The organism is Pseudarthrobacter chlorophenolicus (genome assembly GCF_000962805.1).
GTDB lineage: Bacteria > Actinomycetota > Actinomycetes > Actinomycetales > Micrococcaceae > Arthrobacter > Arthrobacter chlorophenolicus_A.
In genome coordinates, this window is sequence record NZ_JZTW01000008.1 from 136,482 (window position 1) to 155,372 (window position 18,891).

21 protein-coding genes are annotated in these 18,891 nt (G+C 66.3%); 11 read left to right on the forward strand and 10 right to left on the reverse strand.

What is annotated here, in order from left to right; translation table 11 throughout:
- Positions 1-11: 11 nt before the first annotated feature.
- From UC32_RS10305 to UC32_RS10330, 6 genes are all read left to right on the forward strand, one after another.
- Positions 12-1,004, forward strand: a complete 993-nt coding sequence (locus UC32_RS10305) for an ROK family protein (protein ID WP_045731131.1) — start codon at positions 12-14, stop codon at positions 1,002-1,004.
- 2 nt (positions 1,005-1,006) lie between these two features.
- A complete protein-coding gene (locus UC32_RS10310) occupies positions 1,007-1,690 on the forward strand; it encodes an N-acetylmannosamine-6-phosphate 2-epimerase (protein ID WP_045731132.1) in 684 nt (227 codons plus the stop codon).
- Complete coding sequence (locus UC32_RS10315; RefSeq protein ID WP_045731133.1) at positions 1,687-2,886, forward strand: N-acetylglucosamine-6-phosphate deacetylase; 1,200 nt, start codon at positions 1,687-1,689, stop codon at positions 2,884-2,886. Before UC32_RS10310 ends, UC32_RS10315 begins: the two co-directional genes overlap by 4 nt.
- Before the next feature lie 118 nt (positions 2,887-3,004).
- Positions 3,005-4,024, forward strand: coding sequence for a hypothetical protein (locus tag UC32_RS10320; RefSeq protein ID WP_045731134.1), 1,020 nt, complete (start codon positions 3,005-3,007; stop codon positions 4,022-4,024).
- A 92-nt stretch (positions 4,025-4,116) separates the two neighbouring features.
- The gene (locus UC32_RS20565) at positions 4,117-5,556 is read left to right on the forward strand and encodes a chaplin family protein (protein ID WP_045731135.1); all 1,440 of its coding nucleotides are present in this window, start codon (positions 4,117-4,119) and stop codon (positions 5,554-5,556) included.
- A gap of 168 nt (positions 5,557-5,724) precedes the next feature.
- Entirely contained in the window at positions 5,725-6,066 is a 342-nt protein-coding gene (locus UC32_RS10330) for a hypothetical protein (protein ID WP_045731187.1), read from the forward strand.
- Between the two features lie 443 nt (positions 6,067-6,509).
- Here UC32_RS10330 and UC32_RS10335 read toward each other — a convergent pair whose 3' ends face one another.
- A complete protein-coding gene (locus UC32_RS10335; protein ID WP_045731136.1) occupies positions 6,510-6,989 on the reverse strand; it encodes a hypothetical protein in 480 nt (159 codons plus the stop codon).
- 9 nt (positions 6,990-6,998) lie between these two features.
- Complete coding sequence (locus UC32_RS10340; RefSeq protein WP_152642600.1) at positions 6,999-7,199, reverse strand: hypothetical protein; 201 nt, start codon at positions 7,197-7,199, stop codon at positions 6,999-7,001.
- Between the two features lie 85 nt (positions 7,200-7,284).
- On the opposite strand from UC32_RS10340, the gene UC32_RS20350 reads away from it, so the two are divergent.
- Positions 7,285-7,530 carry a DUF1272 domain-containing protein gene (locus tag UC32_RS20350; protein ID WP_082072048.1) on the forward strand — a complete coding sequence of 82 codons (246 nt, stop codon included), beginning with the start codon at positions 7,285-7,287 and terminating at the stop codon, positions 7,528-7,530.
- A 149-nt stretch (positions 7,531-7,679) separates the two neighbouring features.
- Here the strand turns inward: UC32_RS20350 and UC32_RS10345 are convergent, their stop codons facing one another.
- The 4 genes from UC32_RS10345 to UC32_RS10360 form a co-directional block, all read right to left on the reverse strand.
- Positions 7,680-8,177 (reverse strand): hypothetical protein, encoded by a 498-nt coding sequence (locus tag UC32_RS10345; RefSeq protein WP_045731138.1) that lies wholly within the window; start codon positions 8,175-8,177, stop codon positions 7,680-7,682.
- Positions 8,178-8,390: 213 nt separating this feature from the next.
- Complete coding sequence (locus UC32_RS10350) at positions 8,391-9,095, reverse strand: hypothetical protein (protein WP_045731139.1); 705 nt, start codon at positions 9,093-9,095, stop codon at positions 8,391-8,393.
- On the reverse strand, positions 9,085-9,585 hold the full coding sequence (locus UC32_RS10355) for a DUF3995 domain-containing protein (protein ID WP_045731140.1): 501 nt from the start codon (positions 9,583-9,585) through the stop codon (positions 9,085-9,087). Before UC32_RS10355 ends, UC32_RS10350 begins: the two co-directional genes overlap by 11 nt.
- Positions 9,586-9,657: 72 nt before the next feature.
- Positions 9,658-10,188 (reverse strand): hypothetical protein, encoded by a 531-nt coding sequence (locus tag UC32_RS10360; RefSeq protein ID WP_045731141.1) that lies wholly within the window; start codon positions 10,186-10,188, stop codon positions 9,658-9,660.
- 123 nt (positions 10,189-10,311) lie between these two features.
- Here UC32_RS10360 and UC32_RS10365 point away from each other — a divergent pair, with 123 nt between their 5' ends.
- Entirely contained in the window at positions 10,312-10,902 is a 591-nt protein-coding gene (locus UC32_RS10365; RefSeq protein WP_045731142.1) for a dihydrofolate reductase family protein, read from the forward strand.
- Position 10,903: 1 nt separating this feature from the next.
- On the opposite strand, the gene UC32_RS10370 is transcribed toward UC32_RS10365, so the two are convergent.
- From UC32_RS10370 to UC32_RS10380, 3 genes are all read right to left on the reverse strand, one after another.
- Positions 10,904-11,671 carry a glucosamine-6-phosphate deaminase gene (locus tag UC32_RS10370; protein ID WP_045731143.1) on the reverse strand — a complete coding sequence of 256 codons (768 nt, stop codon included), beginning with the start codon at positions 11,669-11,671 and terminating at the stop codon, positions 10,904-10,906.
- Between the two features lie 104 nt (positions 11,672-11,775).
- A complete protein-coding gene (locus UC32_RS10375) occupies positions 11,776-12,507 on the reverse strand; it encodes a FadR/GntR family transcriptional regulator (protein WP_045731188.1) in 732 nt (243 codons plus the stop codon).
- Between the two features lie 103 nt (positions 12,508-12,610).
- Positions 12,611-13,366 carry a ZIP family metal transporter gene (locus UC32_RS10380; RefSeq protein ID WP_045731144.1) on the reverse strand — a complete coding sequence of 252 codons (756 nt, stop codon included), beginning with the start codon at positions 13,364-13,366 and terminating at the stop codon, positions 12,611-12,613.
- A gap of 215 nt (positions 13,367-13,581) precedes the next feature.
- On the opposite strand from UC32_RS10380, the gene UC32_RS10385 reads away from it, so the two are divergent.
- Complete coding sequence (locus UC32_RS10385; RefSeq protein WP_015938559.1) at positions 13,582-14,058, forward strand: sensor histidine kinase; 477 nt, start codon at positions 13,582-13,584, stop codon at positions 14,056-14,058.
- Between the two features lie 139 nt (positions 14,059-14,197).
- On the opposite strand, the gene UC32_RS10390 is transcribed toward UC32_RS10385, so the two are convergent.
- A complete protein-coding gene (locus UC32_RS10390; RefSeq protein ID WP_045731189.1) occupies positions 14,198-14,809 on the reverse strand; it encodes an NADPH-dependent FMN reductase in 612 nt (203 codons plus the stop codon).
- Between the two features lie 331 nt (positions 14,810-15,140).
- On the opposite strand from UC32_RS10390, the gene UC32_RS10395 reads away from it, so the two are divergent.
- Entirely contained in the window at positions 15,141-17,822 is a 2,682-nt protein-coding gene (locus UC32_RS10395) for an exo-rhamnogalacturonan lyase family protein (RefSeq protein WP_045731190.1), read from the forward strand.
- A gap of 250 nt (positions 17,823-18,072) precedes the next feature.
- A complete protein-coding gene (locus tag UC32_RS10400; protein ID WP_052690558.1) occupies positions 18,073-18,801 on the forward strand; it encodes a polysaccharide deacetylase family protein in 729 nt (242 codons plus the stop codon).
- Positions 18,802-18,891: the final 90 nt, after the last annotated feature.

An 18,891-nucleotide genomic window follows, 5' to 3' on the forward strand; every position in this document is an offset into this window, starting at 1 on the left:
TTAGGAAGAAAATGATGTACGCGATTGGTGTTGACCTTGGGGGCACCAAGACGGCTGCCGGGGTTGTTTCCGGCAACGGGGAGGTGCTGTTTTCGGACACCATCCCCACGCTGAACCGTGAAGGTTCCGCCGCGGTCCTCGACGCCACGGCCGGCCTTATTGCCGGGCTGCGGGACAGGGCGGCCGACGCCGGGATCACCGTTGGGTTGGTCGGCGTCGGGTCCGCCGGGGTCATCGATGCCGCGCGCGGCGTGGTGGTTTCCGCGACGGACGCGATCACCGGCTGGGCCGGGACGGCACTCACCGCAGGCCTGGCCGCACGGCTGGACCTGCCGGCGTCGTCCGTCCTGGCCGTGAACGACGTGCACGCGCACGCCCTCGGCGAAGCGTGGACGGGTGCGGCCGCCGGGACGTCCAGCTCGCTGCTGGTGGCGTTCGGCACCGGTGTTGGCGGGAGCTTCGTCCTGGGCGGCGCCCCTGTGCTGGGGCACCGCTACGCCGGCGGGCATGTGGGGCACTTCGCGTCCCCCTATGCGTACGACGGCGGCAGCCCCCTCCCGTGCGTCTGCGGCGGTGCCGGGCATGTGGAGGCCATCGCGTCCGGTCCGGCAATCCGTGAGTCCTATGTCCGGCGCGGCGGCTCATCCCTTGCTGCGGACACCCGGGCCGTCTTCGGCCTGGCCGAAGCAGCTGACGCTGTCGCCGCCGAGGCGATCAGTACCGCTGCCGCAGCTGCCGGCCAGGCGGTGGGCGGCCTGGCCAACATTCTTGACCCCGAGGTAGTGCTGGTATCCGGCGGCCTGGCCGACGCCGGCGAGCGCTGGTGGCAGCCGATGGAAGCCGCCCTCCGCGCCGAACTGTTGCCCGCCCTGTCCGGCATTCCGGTGCGTCCCGCCGCGCTGGGAAATACGGCGGCCATTGTTGGCGCCGCCCGCCTTGTCCTTGAACCTGCCGGTTTAGGCCCTGCCGGTTTCGCTTCAGCCCTGACGTCCCGAAGGAACTGACCATGCTCCTGCCCCCCGATGCCCTCGAATCCCTGCGCGGGCGCCTTATCGTGTCCTGCCAGGCGTACCCGGGCGAGCCGATGCGCGATCCCCGGACCACCGCACAGGTGGCGGCATCGGCCGTGATTGGCGGGGCGGCGGCGGTCCGCGTGCAGGGCCTGGCGGACGTGCAGCACACCCGCGCGGCCGTGGAGGTTCCGGTGATTGGGCTCTGGAAGGACGGGCACAGCGGTGTCTTCATCACCCCCACGCTCCGGCATGCGCTGGCGGTGGCCAACGCCGGAGCCCACGTGGTGGCCATTGACGGCACACGCCGTGAACGTCCGGACGGTCTTTCCTTGGCCCGGACGGTGGCGGGGATCCATGCGGAATCGCATGCGCTGGTAATGGCCGACTGTGGGTCCTTCGCGGATGCCGCTGGCGCCGTGGAGGCCGGGGCGGACCTGATCGGCACCACCCTGTCCGGCTACAGCGGCGAGCGGCCCAAAACACCGGGCCCCGACCTGGAGCTGCTGGCGGAGATTGCGGCTGCAGAATTTGACGTCCCGCTCATTGCCGAGGGCCGGATCCACACGCCTGCCCAGGCCCGCCAGGCGCTCGACGCCGGGGCTTTCGCCGTGGTGGTGGGCACCGCCATCACGCACCCGGCCACCATTACCGGCTGGTTCTCGGACGCCCTCAAGTGACCACTTCCTGCCTGCTGACCGGCACCCTCCTGACGGACGGCACCGAGCTGGGGGATGCCGCCGTCGCGGTGGTTGACGGGCGGATTGCCTACGCCGGGCCGGGCGCGGGTTTGGACGGTGCGGCCCTGCCCTCGTTGGTTCGCATGGAGCTTCCGCCGGGGAGCATTCTCTTGCCCGGCCTGGTGGACCTGCACTGCCACGGGGCGGCCGGCGGGGACTTTCCCAGCGGAGAACCTGAAGCCGCGCGGACCGCCGTCGAGTTCCTGCACCGCAGCGGCACCACAACGGTATTGGCGAGCCTGGTGACCGCGCCGCCGGAGGACCTGCTGCGGAGCCTCGGTGTTTTGCGGGTACTGGCGGACGAGGGCCTGGTGGAAGGCGTGCACGCCGAGGGCCCGTTCCTGTCCCGGGCCCGGTGCGGCGCCCAGGATCCGCGGTTCCTGCGGGACCCGGACCTTCACTTGCTTGCCGAGCTGTTGGATGCGGCCGGCGGTCACCTGCGGACCATGACCTACGCCCCTGAGCTGCCGGGGGCGGAGGGGCTGGTGCGGGAGCTGGCGTCACACGGAGTCGTTCCGTCGCTGGGCCACACCGACGCAGACACACGCACGACGGCGGACTCGCTCGCCAAGGCGGCGGAGCTGCTGACTGTTTCTGCTCCTGATGGTGCCCGCCCCACCGTGACGCACCTGTTCAACGGCATGCCGCCGCTGCACCACCGCAGCCCCGGTCCGGTGGCCGCGTGCCTTGAACTGGCCACCGCAGGGCGGGTTGCGGTGGAACTGGTAGCCGACGGGGTGCACCTGGCTCCGGCGACGGTGCGGATGGTGTTTGGGCTGGTGGGAGCTGCGAACGTCGCCCTGGTGACCGATTCGATGGCGGCCACGGGTCTGCCCGACGGTGAATACGACCTCGGCCCTGCGGGAGTGGTTGTCCGGGATGGGGAGGCGCGGCTGCGCAGCAACGGCGCCCTGGCCGGCGGCACGGCGACCCTGCTGGACGTGGTGCGGCGGACAGTCGCCTCCGGCGTGGATCCTGCGGACGCTGTCCTGTCCGCCACAGCGGTTCCGGCCGGGATCCTCGGTCTTGGCGAAGAAGTGGGCAGCCTGCGCGCCGGGCTGCGCGCCGACGTCGTGGTGGTGGATCCGGGCTTTCGGCCGGTCACTGTCCTGCGTGGCGGCGAGGTACTGCGGTAGGTAGTCATCTGCGAAGTGTCCTCTCACTTTGTTTCTCCAATTGCTGGACAACCTTGCCGCCGTCTGGTTAGTGTCTTAAGCGTTGCTAACAACGATCTCTGGGGGGAGGAGTTTTCAAGTGCAGTCGCAACACAAGGCTTGGGCGCTTCTCCGCCCGGTTCTTCTCGCAGCAGCCGCCGCCACGTCCTGGCTGGCATTGACTGCCGGTGCAGCATCCGCAGACCAGGGCCCATCACGCGATCCCCTGCTCGGCTCCGTCAGCTCATCCTTGAATTCAGTGACCGGCCACGTCACGGCCGAGGCCAAAAACGTCCTGGAACCGGTGAAGGCCGGGCTCGGTGGCGGCTTGGCGAAAGCGCCCGGTTCCACGGTTGCCTCGTTGGTCCCCACGCCTTCCCTGGCCCCGGTGGTCCAAGACGTCACCACGCTGACTGACAAGGCAGTCCAGAGCCTTCCCGTAGTCAACAAAGTGGTGCCGGCCGGCACCGTTCCGGCGGTCCTCGACCCCGTCGCCAGTACGGTAGACCACGTGGTCGACTCGACGGTGGGCGGCACGGTTGTCCCCGTGACGGAGGCCGTGCTGACGCCACTGGATCCCGTCCTGGCTCCCGTCACCGGGGTCATACCGGTTCCACCCACTGAAGCCGTAGAGCCTCCTGCCATTCCTGTCACCCCGGATCTGGCCGATCCCGCTGGCGCCGTTCCCGTGCCCGCTCTGCTTCCCGCGCCGGAGGTCCCCGCCGCTGAGGGTTCCGCCCCGGTCAGCGACTCCGCCCCTGCGCCGGCGCAGCCGGCCTCCACGGCAGTCAATGCTCCTGCGGCGTCTCCCGCCCATGACTTTTCCCTGACCGCCGCCGGCCAGCCCCACAGCTTGGCTCCCGCAGCCGCGACGGTTGCCGCGGCGTCCGGGGAACTTCCGGTTCCCGCACCGGGGCACATCCCGGGTGAACCGCTGGTTGGTACCCCCGCGTCCACCACGGGCGGAGCCGGCACATCCGGCGGCAACGGCCCGGCAGGTCCTGCCTGGCTCAGCACGTACAACTTCCATGTCCCGGCGGACGGAACAGCCGCCGTCGAGGGCCTGATACTCGCTGCCCCCGCCCCGGTGTCCTTTGACCCCGGTTCTTCACCTGACTAGTTGAGGCCCCTCCCCGCAGCGTTTCGTTGCGGGATACGAGCCAATCCCAGGGCTAGGCAAAATGCCCAACCAACTTTTCAGGAGACACTCCCATGATGCATCGCAACATCCGCAGGTGCCTGCTCGGCACCGCCGTCGCTGGCGGCCTCTTGGCGTTCGGCGGCGTGGCCGCCAACGCAGCAGACAACACCACCTCAGGCACGGACGGGCTGCTGTCCGGCACCCAGGCAGTGGCGCCCATCAACATCCCGGTGAACCTCGGCGCCACATCCCTTGGCCTGCTGGGGGACTCGACGGCGGGCACCGACAATGCACCTACCGGTTCACCCGCTGCAGCCGCGTCTACTGCCCCGGCGTCAACGGCTGGCAACGACGGGATCCTCTCCGGAACCCAGGTCATTGCTCCGGTCACCGTTCCAGTCAATCTCGGCGCCACGTCCGTGGGCCTGCTGGGCGACTCGGCGGCCAGCACTACGAACGCCGCACCGGCCCCGGCACCGGCCGCGTACACAGCACCCGCTGCGTCTACGGGCGGTGACAACGGGATCCTCTCGGGAACCCAGGTCATCGCACCGGTCACGGTTCCCATCACCATCGGGGCCACATCCGTGGGCGCGGTTGGTGACTCGGCAGCGGACACGCAGGGCACCGGAACCGCGCCGGCGCCCGCTCCGTCACCCGCCCCAGCGGCGGCTACCGACGGCACTGACGGCATCGGCTCCGGAACCCAGGTGGTGGCACCCATTACGTCGCCCATCAACCTGGGTGCCACGTCGGTTGGCGCTGTGGGAGATTCAGCGGCCAGCGTCGAAGGCGCCGGAACCAGCAGCACCCCGCCGGCACCCGCAGGCCAGGCCCCCGCAGCCACCGACGGCACAGATGGAATACTGTCCGGCACCCAGGTGATTGCCCCCATCACGGCGCCCATCAATCTCGGTGCCACATCGGCAGGCCTGATCGGTGACTCTGCAGCAAGCGTTGAGGGCTCAGACGCCGACAACGGGAACACCACGTCCCCGGCCGGCCCTGCCAGCACCAGCGGAACGGACGGGGTCCTCTCCGGCACCCAGATTGTTGCACCCGTGACGCTGCCCATCTCCCTCGGTGCGACGTCCGTGGGCCTGGTCGGTGACTCCACCGCCACCGTTGTGAACCCCCCAGTGGTGGCTCCCCCAGTGGTGACCCCTCCGGTAGTGACTCCCCCGGTAGTGAACCCACCCGTGGTCACCCCTCCGGTGGTGACTCCCCCGGTAGTGAACCCGCCTGTGGTCACCCCTCCGGTAGTGACTCCCCCGGTCGTGAACCCGCCGGCAGTCACCACCCCGGCCGTCACCACGCCGGGCACGGTGCAGCCTCCGGCCGCCACTACTAAAAACCAGGCCGCCGCCGTCGTCCCCGTTGCGGCTACCCAGTCAACGGTTCCGACGGCACTCGCCAATACAGGTGCAAACACCGGCCTGTTGCTGGTGGGCCTGGGACTGCTCGTCTTCGGAGGGCTGGTCACCCTGGCTTTGCGCCGGTTCCGGGCGTAGCACCGGTCCCGGACTCGAGGCCGCTGGCCGCTGGCCGCTGGCTAGCTTGACAGGGTGGGCCCGGTTATCCGGGCCCACCCGCTGGCGGCGGCCAAGCCGTCGACGGTCTTGAGCGATAAGGTGGAATTTCGGCGGCAATAGCCGTTGCAGTTCCATGGGGGGGGAATCATGAACCAGCCGACGGCGAGCGGAATCAATTTTCGGGAAGTTGACCAGGATGGGGAATCCGGGGTCTACGCGGCTCCGGCAGAACATGAGTTGGCCGGGCAGAAGACCCGGTGGTTGTTCAATCCATTCATCGCGGTGTTGTGGCTCTTGGCTGCGCTATTGGTCGGGGCCGGAATATCGGCCCTTTCGACAATGATGTTTACCGCGGGGCCCATAAACGGTCCGGGTGCCCTTCCATTCCTCATGATGACGTTCGCTCCCCATACCCTGATTATCGGAGTGGTGCTGATTCTTTGCCTGCTGTTTTGGCACGCGTGGCAATGGCAGAAGCACCGCAGCTGAATTGGACCTGGACCTGTTTAGAACCGGCAAGGAAAAGGATCTGCGCCTGTTCCCCGGTCCAGGGTCCTAATATTTGGACACCAGCGGGGAGTACATCAGGTAGATCGAGAGGTCTTCTCCGGTGGATGAGGCAATGCCGCTGCACGTCTTGCGCAGCGTCCACAGATTCAAAGGCCCGCAACGTTCCGGCACCAAGCCCATAGCTGCCCCGAGTGACTCTGGGGTCTCTGGCGATTCAACGTCTATGACCATTTCCCGCCAGCATCCACCAGATCCGCACTGCGTGGAGACCTGCACCCTCTCACCCGCAGGTGGAATCTGTGGAAAGTCCGAGTCGGATGGAACCGCGCCCTCATCAGTTGCGCTCCAGAGAACTGATCCTGCCCACGCGATCAGGATCAGGACAACGGCGAGAATTGAGAAGGGAACCCAGCGGTAACGGGTCATTGCCGGGCTCCGTCAGGATCCACGTACAGGACGTCATTAGGGACGGCCCACCGGCCAGCGGCCGCAGCCGCGCCCACGGTGGACCTAGGGATGAGACGCCAGGGCTGCCACCCCAGCCCCAGGGCATTGCCGACAAGCCAGAACGCAATGGTGGGCACAGCGAAAAACGCCCCGATGTGAATCGACTGCCGGCCGACCGGACGCAACAGGAAGCTTAGAAACCACCCCAGCGGAGCTGCGAACAACAAGGAGACCCCGTAACCGTAAAAATTTGCCATGCCCAAGATGCCCAGCAGCTGGCTCGCCTCAAGTCCTGTGCGGGCTGCTGGTATACCGAAGTAGGTCCCCACGACCAGCAGCAGCACGCCCACCCACAGTGACGTCGCGATCATCCAGCCCTTGATAAAGCCGTAGGCATCGAGCACCACCCTGGATGCCTGCCTGCCATGCGGATGCACCGCGTCCCCCAACGCCATCCGCCAAGCCTAGCGGTAAACGGCCGCTTTCCTCCTGCCCATCTTTTCCCTTCGAGCCAGCACTATTTCGTTGGCGGCATATGGCAGAAGGGCGGCAAGTGGAATCACCACACCTTGCCAGAATGGAACCAGCGACAACACCAGCGGCATAAATGACGCGACAAAAATCAGCGGGTGCACATATCGATACCATTTCATGATCAATTCCATCGTTGTGTCTTTTAGCTCCAAGAGTGGGGCCGACATGCCGCAATGGCCCGACCACCATTTTGCTTCCCAAAGATAGAGTTGCTGAGTGCTTGAGATCCGACCGAACTGCGAATGTTGCGACGTAGACATAGCTCCGTCTGCGGCGGCTTATATTTGCACCTTTGAGTGCACCTGGTGTCCGGACTGCGTTGAACGATTCCCGAATCGTGCTTGTCCAAACTGCGGAGGAGATCTTCAGCGACGCCCCGTCCGCCCGGCTGCTGCCCTCATCAATAATCCGGCCAGCGCCGAGAGGGTTGTATCGCCCAGTTGCCTCGAAAAGATCACCTGATCCTAGGGCTTTCGATACGGATGAGAAAGCTGGGCTAAGCCAGAAAACCTACGAGTCGGATTCACTCGAAGTGTGCCGGCTGGTGCCAAAGTCCGTGGACCAGGACCACCTCGGCCCGCCTCACCTTCAAAACCTGGGGCCGCTCTCTCCTAATATCCGGCGGCACGGGTAAGCGGTTGTGTGGGCCGTTCCGCTTCTACCAGGGGCTGGATCAGCAGGTTCCGGTGCAGCGTCACCCAGCCATCACGCTCCAGCGGGGTGTGGTCGAACTGATCGGGTACGAAGAGAACAGCCCTGTCATCCGGATCCGCCACATCCACCAGGAAGTCCCGGCCGTCGCCGATCTCAGTACATGCTTCCCAGTAACCGAATTCGTCGTCCCACGGGTACGTACCCACCAGGCATGCCACCCCGGGGACGAAACCTGGTGCGGCGTAATAGGACATCGACTCGTATGTGGCCAGGAACTTGGATTCCCGGATCCGCGCGTCCCCGCTATCGTCCTGGATAGCCGGGACGGCATCCTGCTTCGTCAACTGCCGCTCCAGGACCTCCACCGTACCGGGGACCACCATGAAGAACCGCGTGTAGGCGAGCCCCAGGACAGCACACGTCCCAAGGCCAGCTACAACCGCCAGGACAACCATGAGTTTCCAGAACGCCGTCAGCGGCGCCGCCCTACCTTGACTCCCAGGGACCTCAGCCCAAGGCGGAGTCGTTTGGGCCATCCAGCCGGCAGGCCGGCCCGTTGGGCCCCCGTACGGATCATCGAATTGGTTCAAAGCGCTGCCCCCTCAGGCTGGTGATCTTCCTGCACGTTACACTGCCGCAGGGCAACGCCCGCTGCGCCACCCTTCCACCTACATGATGCGCAGCGCGGCGCGGGTGCCGGTCCAAAGGTGCAGGGAACTGAGATTTGCCGCGAGCAAGCAGTTCCCCGGCGCCAAGTGCCGTAGTTCGGTGTGGTTGAACGAGACCGGCAAGGTGATCCGCGCGCCAGGCATTAGCGTGGGCAACTGGTCAGTGAGCCCGTGGGCATACCACCCGGTTCCGAGCTGTTCGCCTTGCAGGTCAAGAACCATTCCCTGCACGTGGCGCCGGTCTTCCTCAGTGGGCTCCCACACCTTGTCACCGACGTTCAGCAACTCGACGGCCGCATCAGGCGTGGACCCCCGTTCTACAGAAAACGCGTCCCGCGCCCACTGTAAGTGCAGTCCCTGCCTCCGCATTTCACGCACCGGGACGGGAACATGGCTGGCCGGTCCTCCGAGCCACCAGCCCTCACGGCCGCCTGCGAGCTGGATCAGTACCCAGCGTTCAGCGATACTGGCGGACGGGGCGGCCAGGATCAGGACTTTTTCCGCCCAAGGTTCTTCGGCGGTGTGCACCACCCTCCATCCCGACATCGGGAAGTCCTCGGGTGCGCACCTGGGCATGATGTCCCTGTCCGCTAAGCGCCCCGCCAGGATGCCCTCCCAAGAGGCGCCCGGCTTTGCAAGCGCACCCTTCCAGACGTCCCAGCTGCCCAACTGGACCAGCTGGCCGGTATCGCTGTTATTCCCCATGTTCCATATCCTGACTCGAATCTCGCGAGAACCAGAGGGACAGCACCAGGGCCGCACCCCACACGAAGAACAACGGGTCCCACAACCATGCGTGGCCGATCATCGCGGCCCGGTCGTAGCCGCCATCAGGCCTGATCAAGCCCGCAAGGACGGCGCTGCTTACTGCGGCATTCACACCGCCGTAAACGACGAGAAACGACCCTCCACACCAGGCCACCCGACGCCATAGCCCGGGCCAGGGCACGCGCCCGTAGGCGGCACCCACGGGAATTGCGGCTGCGAGCAACTTCACCACGGCAATTCCAGCCAACGCGAGCCCCGCCTCAAGTGGCGCGTCCGCCGACAAGTCCACCGCCCAGGTGCCAACCGTTGCCAGAAGCCATTGACCGCCAGCGGCCCAGTACGCACTGAATGCTGCATGCACCGTGCCGGCAACACCAGCCGCCCACACCAAGGTCCGGCTGACGGCCAGCCTGCGGCCGGAGGTCATGCGGTTTCCTGCCCGCAGGTACGAACGGGCCGGCCCCTCACGGCACCTTCATCGGTGCCACTGTGGCCGCGGTCACTGCCGTCCCCTGAAGAGGTTGTCACTGATCTTCGTCCAGCCAATGGCCTGCAGCTCGTTGGTGTCGTACTGGTCGGGGACAAGCGTCAGTTCACGTCCTGCCTGGTCGCTCAGCGTGACAATGGGATCGTGGCCGGATCGCATTCCGGCACATCCGGCGGCAGGCGGCGAGGCCGTGTCACCCGGTTCGATCAGCAGGCAGATGATCTCTTCGCCGTTCGCGTCGCGCGTGGCAACAAAGATTTTGGATCCTGCCCGCGTCCCGAGGTACCGGGCAGACTCCGTGTTGATGCCGCCGTACAGCGAAAAGTTGGCCGTGACAACGTCGTCGGAAGAGGCCGCCCGTTCAAGGACTTTCAGGGTGGGCGTGACCTCCCACCGCCCATACTGGAACACGGCAAGGCCAGCCCCAATAACGGCGAGGATGGCCGTAACCCGGCGGGCGTTCCGGTGCTTGTGGATGACAAAGGCAATAAGCACGGCCACCGCCAGGAAGATGGCGATGATCAGGTAGTCAATGATGTTCAACGCGCTGCCCCCTCAGGCTGATTGATCTCCCTGCACGCTACACGTGCCGGCGCCGGCCAGCTTCATCGCCAGATGCCATCCTGTAGGGTCCAAAGACAACATCCGTCCGCGATTGGGGAAATTATGCGGGAACTTGTCTACTACGTCGCAGCATCGGTTGACGGCTACATCGCCGCACCCGACGGCTCATTCGATGTCTTCCCAGTCGAGGGCGACCACATGCAGGTGCTCTTCACCGAGTTCGCCGACGCCCTGCCCACCCACGTCCTGGGAGGGCTGGGCATTGAGGCGCCAAAGAACCGTTTCGACACCGTCATCCAGGGCTGGAACAGCTACAACGTGGGCCTCGCCCTGGGCATCGACAGCCCCTACGCCCACCTGAACGAGTACGTCGCCACGCGCACCAGGACCAGTTCCAACCCGGCAGTCACGTTCACCGACGACGCCCTGGCCACCGTCCGAAGCCTCAAAGGGGAGGAAGGCCTGGACATCTACCTCTGCGGCGGCGGCACGCTGGCCGGGGCGCTGCTCCCCGAGATCGACAGGATCATCCTCAAACGCAACCCCGTTGTCCTCGGGGCCGGCATCCCGCTGTTCGGAAACACTGCCTTTGCACCGTCAGGTTTCCAGCCCGTCAAGTCGCGGACTTTCGAGTCAGGAGTGGTGATCGAGGAGTACGAACGCACCCCGCCGGGTGCCGCTGACGCGTCCTGAGTCAGACGCCGACGGCGGCACCGGCCACCCGCACGGTGACCTCGCCGGTTCCGGGGGCCAGCCTGGCCGCGGCGGCTTCGTCCGCCACAACGGTGACATGCGCATGGCGCTGCAGGATTGACGCCGGGCAGTCGGCGGACACGGGCCCCTGCAGGGCTGCCGCAAGGATCTCTGCCTTGTCCGCCCCGCTGACTACCAGGAGCAGCTGCCGGGCTTCCATGATGGTGCCCAGCCCCTGGGTGATGCACTGGGCGGGGACATCGTCCGGCGATGCAAAATACCGGGCGTTGGCCTGCCGGGTGCGTTTGGTGAGCACTTCCACCCGAGTCCGCGAATCGAGGGCCGAACCCGGCTCGTTGAAGGCAATGTGCCCGTTGTGGCCGATGCCCAGGATCTGCACATCAATGCCGCCGGCACGGGCTATGGCCGCGTCGTAATCTGCCGCAGCCTGTCGCGGATCCGGGGCTCCGCCGTCGGGCACCGCAACCTTTGCCGGGTCCAGGCCCAGCCGCACGGTCACCTCACGGCGGATGACTTCGGCGTAGCTTTCGGGATGCCCGGCGGGCAGGCCAACATACTCGTCAAGGGCAAACCCTCGGACGGCGCCCATCTCCACGGAGTGTTCTGCGAGCGCCCTGTAGATGGGCAGCGGCGAGCCTCCCGTCGCAAGCCCCAGGACGGCGTCGGGGTTGCTGCGGACCACGGCGGCCAGGATGCCGGCGGCGACGGAACCGGTGGCGGAGGCTGTTGGCACTACGAAAATTTCCACGGCAAAGTCACTCTCTACGCGAATCGAGAACAAAAAATGGCACCGGCCAGGGCATGGCCGGGCAGCGCCCGTAACAGGGACGCATGGAAAAGCCGGGAGTGCAGCTAGGCTGCGGCGACGTCCTTGAGCTTGAGGCGGATGCCATCGAAGTGCCGCTGCAGCCGCTCGGAGGCCAATGCCTTGTCACGGGCCTCCACGGCTTCATAGATCTCCCAGTGGATCCGGGCCTGTTCTTCCAGGTTGACCGGCCCGGAGCCCAGGGCTTCGTGGATCTGCCGGTAAACCTGCCAGAACACATCCATGAGGTTGATCAGCAGCTCATTGTTCAGGGGCGCGTAGAGCCGGCGGTGGAACTCGGCGTCGTGCTCCACCAGGGACTCCCCCTTGGCGGCGGCGTCCTCCATGGCCTGCATGGCGGCCCGCAGGTCGGCGAGGTGTTCGTCCGTCAGGAGGTCGATGGCGGACCCCACCAGGCCGGACTCGAGCGCCTGCCGCACGTCGATGAGCTCCATGGCTTCTTCGCCCTTGTGGCGCAGCGAGAGCCTGCCACGGAACGTCAGCCCGGAGACCAGCGCACTGAAGTTATTGGGGGCCACGAACATGCCGAAGCCGTGGCGGATTTCGATGACGCCGAGGGCCTGCAGGACCTTCAGGGATTCCCGGACGGTGTTGCGGCCAACTCCCAGTTCGGCAGAGAGTTCGCTCTCGGTGGGCAGCGCATCGCCCACGTCCAGGCCGCGTTCGAGGATGAGTTCCATGATGCGGGTCTGCAGCGCTTGGGAGCGGATCTGGGCGCTGAACCTGGCTGACGATACCGCCGCGGGTGTTGCTGTCACGTCATCTCCTTCGGCCACACTCCGTGGCGGCCTTCATCTCGAATCAGTGTACAGGACATGGGACGTCCTTTGTCTTGCTTTGTCACCTTTTCTTTCGGGAACGCTATCCGCCTACGTGGTGGATGGTAAAGGCGGTCAGGAAACCCACGGCGGCCGTAAGCCCCGTCAGGTTGTGGTGTTCCTCGAAGGCCTCCGGAATCATGGTGTCGGCCAGCATGGCCAGGATCCCGCCGGCGGCCACGGACGTAATGAACGCCACCAGCTCCTCCGGTGCGTTTTCCAGCAGCGTGTATCCCATGAGCGCGGCCAGGCCGCTGAGGACCGCAATCCCGCCCCATAGCCCGAAGACGTACCCCGCGCTCCTGCCGGCTTTCTTCATGCCGGCTGTTCCGGACAGCCCTTCGGGAACGTTGGAGATGAAGACGGCAGCCATCATGGCCGGGCTGACCGCGCCGCCGGCAAGCATGGTCACACCCAGGACCACGGACTCGGGCACGCCGTCCAGCAGAGCCCCGACGGCAATGGCCGTTCCGCTGCCCGGATTGTCCTTTTCGGAGGGCTGCTGGCCGCCGGACCTTTTCCGGTGCTTGGCGCCCGCCCGGGCAAGCAGCATGTTGGCCCCCACGTACACCACGGCGCCGGCCAGGAAGCCAGCCACAGTGGGCCAGAGCCCGCCGCCCTGGACGGCCTCGTCCACCAGCTCGAACGCGAGGGCGGAGATCAGCACTCCCGCACCGAAGGACATGATGGAGGACACCAGCTTGGACGGCAGCGACCACCGCCAGGACAGTGCTGCGCCCAGGACCAGGGCGGCACCGGCGATGGTCCCCCACATCAGGGCCTGCAGCCATTCGGGCATGTTTCCTACTTTCCGGCTCCCCCAGCGGGAGCCATGTCCCACAAGGCGTACCCCCGGGGACGGGTCCTAAGCAACAGCTCCTACACAAACATGCGCGCCGAAGGCACGTCCCGCACGCAGAATTGATGGGATCTTGACCCAAACCTTACTGACCCCTGCAGTTGCGGGTCCACGCTGGACGAAGAAGGGCAAACCAGCTTGGGGAGCAGGAAGTCATGGGAAACGAAACAGCATATGACAAGGACGTCATCGCGGTGGGAGGGGTCCTCACGGACCAGCACCCGCTCGACTTCCACACCCTGGGGCTGGCCGGCTGCATTGACCGGCTGACCGGGCCCCTCCGCCAACGTGGGACCGCGGTCCGCTGGGATACTCCGCACTGGGGCATCGAGATCCCGGCGGACTGCGCGTCCCTGCTCTACCAGTCGGCACGCGAAGTGATCAGCAACGCCTACAAGTACTCGGACGCCTCCGAACTCAGCGTGCAGCTTGCCGTGGTGGACCACAGGATCCGGATGAAAGTGGCCGACGACGGCACGGGCTTTGATTGCAGCCGCGCCAACCGTGGGCGGCACCACGGCTACGGCCTCCGTCTCATGGCGGTTGCGGTGGAAGAAGCGGGCGGCTCCGTGGACATCGATTCCCGCCCCGGCCACGGCACCTCGGTGACGGTCACCCTGCCGCTGGACTGAGCCCGGCAGCACCAGCCCGGCCCCGCGCAGGGGCCGTAGAAGACTCGAATGCCCGCCGTCGCTGGGACGGCGGGCATTCGTATGTCCACAGAAGCGTCCCAACGAGCCCTTCGGCAGCAGCCGTGGAAGTACCAGGGAACTAGCGGGACAGCTTGTCCGCGTCCGGCTCCAGGTCGCCGATGTGGCCGGGGGCGTTGGCGGCCAGCACCCGGGCAACAAAGGCGCTGTATTCCTCAATGTAGTGGCGCAGGAACTTGGCGGTGCCCTCATCCCTGAGCTCGCCGTCGTCGTCAAAGGCATCCGGTTTGTACTGGATGTAGGCCTCCGGAGCGTTCAGCTGCGGCGCATCCAGGAAACTGAGCACGCTGCGCATGGAGGACTGCATCACGGCCGTGCCAATGCTGCCCGGCGAGGTGCCGATGATGCCGGTGGGCTTGCGGGCAAAGGAATTGCTTCCCCAGGGGCGCGACCCCCAGTCGATGGCATTCTTCAGCGCGCCCGGAATGGACCGGTTGTATTCGGGCGAGACAAAGAGGATGCCGTCGGACGATTCGATGGCTTCTTTCAGGGCGCGGCCCTCGGCGGGGAAGTCGGCGTCGTAGTCATAGCTGTAGAGCGGGAGGTCCCGGATGGGGATCTCCGAGAATTTCAGGTCTTCAGGGGCCAGCTTGATCAGTGCGTTGGCGAGGACCCTGTTAATGGAGCCGGTTGCCAGGCTCCCTACGAAGTAGCCGATCTTGAACGGTGCCATGAGTGTTCCTTCCGGTGTCCGGCCCGGGCCGGCCACGTGCTGCCTGGATTGCCTTTCCTGGAAAAACTGCCGTCCCTGGACAGGACCAGCGGCGGCGGTGGTGCTCAGTGCACCCCCAGTCCAGCACAGAAGGCCGGCCCCGGCCAGAGGTTCGACGTTCCCGACGGACCACACCCCAGGCCCTGATCCGAGGCCGAAAGTCCCGCGAATTTTCGGCCACCCCTTGCCACCCCGCAGCCCGCGCAGTAGGTTTGAAACCATTCAAGAAAGCGCTTTCCCTTGCGTGGGCAGGGATGAAGCTGCGCGCCAAAAACCAGCGGAAACGGACATCATGACGGACAGTACCCTCATCAGGTGGATCGACGGCGAAGCACCGGCAGGGACCAGCGACGGAACCACCTGGGGGATGCCTTTCCCCCGCGGCACCGTCCACGGGCCGGACGCATTGACGGTGACGGATGCCGCCGGCGCCCGCGTTCCCAGCCAGGCATGGCCCCTGGCCACCTGGCCTGACGGCTCGCTGAAATGGGCCGGGATCGCGCTTCCGGCAACGGACTCGCCGTCGGCCAGCTACCGGGTGAGGTACGACGGCGGCGCCGCACCTTCAGTAGGCGAGGCACCGCCGTCGGGCGCCTCTAAAGCACTGGATACTCAGAAAGCCTTGGGCGGCGAGCGTGTCACTGTCACCGAAAGCGCCGGCGCCCTCACCGTGGACACCGGAGCACTGCAGATGGTGATCAGCCGCAGCGGCTCCACGCTCTTCACCAGCCTCACCCGCGGTGGCCGGACCGTGGCACGCGACGCGCGCCTGGTGAGCCTCCTGCAGGACGGCATCCCGGAAGAGGCGGGCACCGCCAGCCGCCGGCAGTTCACCGGCGAGGTCACCGCCGTCGAGCTTGAACAGGACGGGCCGGTCCGCGCCGTGGTCCGGCTGGAAGGCCGCCACCGCCAGGACCACACCGGCAGCGAGGGACGCAGCTGGCTGCCGTTCGTGGTCCGCTTCTACTTCTACGCCAACGCCAGCAGCGTGCGGATGGTGCATTCCTTCATCTGGGACGGCGACGCGGACCGCGACTTCCTGGCCGGCCTGGGCGTCCGCTTCACCGTGCCACTGGAATCCGAGGTGCACAACCGGCACATCCGGATCGCCGGGGCCGACGGCGGATTCCTCACCGAGGCGGTCCGCGGACTCACCGGGCTGCGCCGGGATCCGGGTGCGGACGTGCGCGCCGCCCAGATCGGCGGACGTGCCACCCCCGCACCGGACACCTGGAACCCCGAAGTCTCCGAACGCCTCCACCTGATCCCGTCCTGGGGCGATTACACGCTGACCCAGCTCAGCGCGGACGGCTTCGAACTGCGCAAACGGACAGCACCCGGCCACGGCTGGGTGGGCATCTCCGGCGGGACCCGGTCGGCCGGCTTCTGCTCCCTGAGCGATACGCGCGGCGGGCTGGGGATCGGCGTTAAGGACTTTTGGCAGTCCCACCCCGGGCAGCTGGACATCCGCGGCGCCGCCGGAAACGAGGCCGCCGTGACAGCCTGGCTCTACTCCCCCGAGGCCCAACCCATGGACCTGCGGTTCTACCACGACGGCCTGGGCCAGGACACGTTCGAGGAACAGCTTGAAGGCCTGGAAATCACCTACGAGGACTACGAACCTGGCTTCGGAAACCCCACCGGAATTGCCCGCACACATGAGTTAACTCTGTTCGCCTACGACGCCACTCCGTCCACCGAAAGCCTCGCCGCCCACGCCGCTGCGGCTTCCTCGCCTGCCCTGCTCCAGGCCACTCCGGAGTACCTGCACTCGGTGGGCGTGTTCGGCGACTGGGATCCGGTGGACCGGGCCACCCCCGCGCGGGCACGGCTCGAGGACCACCTCGACTTCCTGTTCGATTTCTACGCAGGCCAGGTTGAACAGCGGCGCTGGTATGGGTTCTGGAACTTCGGCGACGTGATGCACACCTACGACTTTGACCGGCACGTGTGGCGGTACGACGTGGGCGGCTACGCCTGGGACAACTCGGAGCTCTCCCCCGACCTCTGGCTCTGGTACTCCTACCTGCGCTCCGGCCGGGCCGACATCTTCCGCTTCGCCGAAGCCATGACGCGGCACACCGGCGAGGTGGACGTCTACCATCTGGGCCCGTGGAAGGGCCTGGGTTCCCGGCACAACGTGCAGCATTGGGGCTGCAGCGCCAAGCAATTGCGCATCAGCACGCCCGCCTACCGACGTTTCTACTACTACCTCACGGCGGACGAGCGCACCGGCGACCTTCTGACCGAGCTGGTGGACAGTGACCAGAACTTCCTGGGCCTGGACCCTGTCCGCAAGGTCCGCCCGGATGCGGACACCTACCGACCCAACCGCGGTGCCCTGGGCGTGGGGCTGGGCACGGACTGGGGCTCGCTCGCCGCCACCTGGCTCACCGATTGGGAGCGCACCGGCAACCCGCGTTCCCGCGACAGGCTGCTGGGGACCATGGCGGATATTGGCGCCCTGAAATACGGTTTCCTCACCGGCGAAGCCCTGTATGACCTGGGCAAGGGCCGCTTCGATACGGGCCGGGAGATGATTTCGGTTTCCCATTTGTCCGCCGTGTTTGGCTTGGTGGAGATCTGCAGCGAGCTGGTGGACCTGGTGGATGATCCGGAGTTCGAGCGCGCCTGGCTGCAGTACTGCCGGCTGTTCCTGGGCACCAAGGAAGAACAGGTGGCCGAGGTGGGTGAACCATTGGCCGGCATCTACCTCACCCAGGCGCATAGCCGTTTGAGCGCTTACGCGGCGGCGCGTTTGCAGGATCGTGACCTGGCAGCCCGTGCGTGGGAGAGCTTCAGCGAAGGCGGCGAGCACCTGAACCACGAATCTGCGTTCACCCTGCGGACCATCGAGCCGCCCCATGTGCTGCTCCCCGTGGACGAAGCACCCACGGTTTCAACCAACGACACCGCACAGTTCGGCCTGGCCGTCATCCAAAATCTGGCGCTGATCGGCCGCCACCTGCGCTGATTCCCGCACAGTTGAAATAACACGCGACGGCGGCAGCCGGACCTTTCATCCAAGGCCGCGCGCCGCCGTCGTCCGCCTCCCCCACGCTGCCCTCTAAGGCACTCAACATAACGCCCACGTAACGGCCTTTTCGCGTCGCCAGATGTTACCCAGTCGACGCCCGGAGCGTGTTTACACCGCCTTTCGGGGCGCCATAGGGTGCTTCACCTAAACAAGGTTCACGAGGATCTTGGGAAGGGAAACAAGCACCATGAAAAGCAAATTTGCCGCCGTGGTCCTGGCTGCCGCGAGCCTGGCTGCGGCCCTGCTGGTGGGCAGCCCCATGGCGGCCAACGCGGCGGACAAACCGCTGATCGGCCTTACCTTTGACGACGGCCCGTCGGCCCAGCGCACGGCCTTCGTCCTCGACGTCCTCAAGCAGAAGGGGGTCAAGGCCACCTTCTTCCTCCAGGGCAACCACGCACAGCAGTACCCTGACCTCGTCCGCAGGATCAAGGCCGAGGGGCACGTGATCGGCAACCACTCGTGGGATCACGCCAACTTCCCGGAACTGAGCCAGACCAGGCAGCGGCAGGAGGTTGACCGCACCAACTCCGCCATCACTGCCATCACCGGCGCAACGCCCAAGCTGATGCGCTTCCCGTTCGGCAACAGCACGTCCTACTCGCTGAATTACATCAGGAGCATCGGCATGAGCGGCGGCATCCAGTGGCGCTGGCATGTGGGCCAGCCCGGCGACTACGAATGCCCCGGTGCGGCCGGCGTGCAGAAGTACGTCCTGGATGAAGCGGCACCCGGTGCGATCATCCTGCTTCACGACGGCAACGACGTCCTGTCCTGCCCCGCGTCGCAGTGGACCTACCTTGCCCGGACCATCGACGCTCTGCGGGCACGGGGTTACGACTTTGGCGTGGTGGCACCCTCCGCGACAGCCAACCCGCTGAACGAGGGCTCGTACGGGGTGGTGGTGGCACCCTGACCGAAGCCGCCGCATGACCCTGTCCCCGTCGTGTGCTTCCACTGGCACTCCGCCGCCCAAAATCAGGGGGTGGAAACCCGCTTCTCCGGA

Excerpts from the sequence above, each read along its gene's own strand:
- UC32_RS10305 (WP_045731131.1), top strand. The coding sequence starts at position 12 with ATGATGTACGCGATTGGTGTTGACCTTGGGGGCACCAAGACGGCTGCC.
- UC32_RS10310 (WP_045731132.1), top strand. The coding sequence starts at position 1,007 with ATGCTCCTGCCCCCCGATGCCCTCGAATCCCTGCGCGGGCGCCTTATC.
- UC32_RS20565 (WP_045731135.1), top strand. The coding sequence starts at position 4,117 with ATGATGCATCGCAACATCCGCAGGTGCCTGCTCGGCACCGCCGTCGCT.
- UC32_RS10330 (WP_045731187.1), top strand. The coding sequence starts at position 5,725 with ATGAACCAGCCGACGGCGAGCGGAATCAATTTTCGGGAAGTTGACCAG.
- UC32_RS10335 (WP_045731136.1), bottom strand. The coding sequence starts at position 6,989 with ATGGCGTTGGGGGACGCGGTGCATCCGCATGGCAGGCAGGCATCCAGG.
- UC32_RS10340 (WP_152642600.1), bottom strand. The coding sequence starts at position 7,199 with ATGGAATTGATCATGAAATGGTATCGATATGTGCACCCGCTGATTTTT.
- UC32_RS10345 (WP_045731138.1), bottom strand. The coding sequence starts at position 8,177 with ATGGTTGTCCTGGCGGTTGTAGCTGGCCTTGGGACGTGTGCTGTCCTG.
- UC32_RS10350 (WP_045731139.1), bottom strand. The coding sequence starts at position 9,095 with ATGGGGAATAACAGCGATACCGGCCAGCTGGTCCAGTTGGGCAGCTGG.
- UC32_RS10355 (WP_045731140.1), bottom strand. The coding sequence starts at position 9,585 with ATGACCTCCGGCCGCAGGCTGGCCGTCAGCCGGACCTTGGTGTGGGCG.
- UC32_RS10365 (WP_045731142.1), top strand. The coding sequence starts at position 10,312 with ATGCGGGAACTTGTCTACTACGTCGCAGCATCGGTTGACGGCTACATC.
- UC32_RS10380 (WP_045731144.1), bottom strand. The coding sequence starts at position 13,366 with ATGCCCGAATGGCTGCAGGCCCTGATGTGGGGGACCATCGCCGGTGCC.
- UC32_RS10385 (WP_015938559.1), top strand. The coding sequence starts at position 13,582 with ATGGGAAACGAAACAGCATATGACAAGGACGTCATCGCGGTGGGAGGG.
- UC32_RS10390 (WP_045731189.1), bottom strand. The coding sequence starts at position 14,809 with ATGGCACCGTTCAAGATCGGCTACTTCGTAGGGAGCCTGGCAACCGGC.
- UC32_RS10395 (WP_045731190.1), top strand. The coding sequence starts at position 15,141 with ATGACGGACAGTACCCTCATCAGGTGGATCGACGGCGAAGCACCGGCA.
- UC32_RS10400 (WP_052690558.1), top strand. The coding sequence starts at position 18,073 with ATGAAAAGCAAATTTGCCGCCGTGGTCCTGGCTGCCGCGAGCCTGGCT.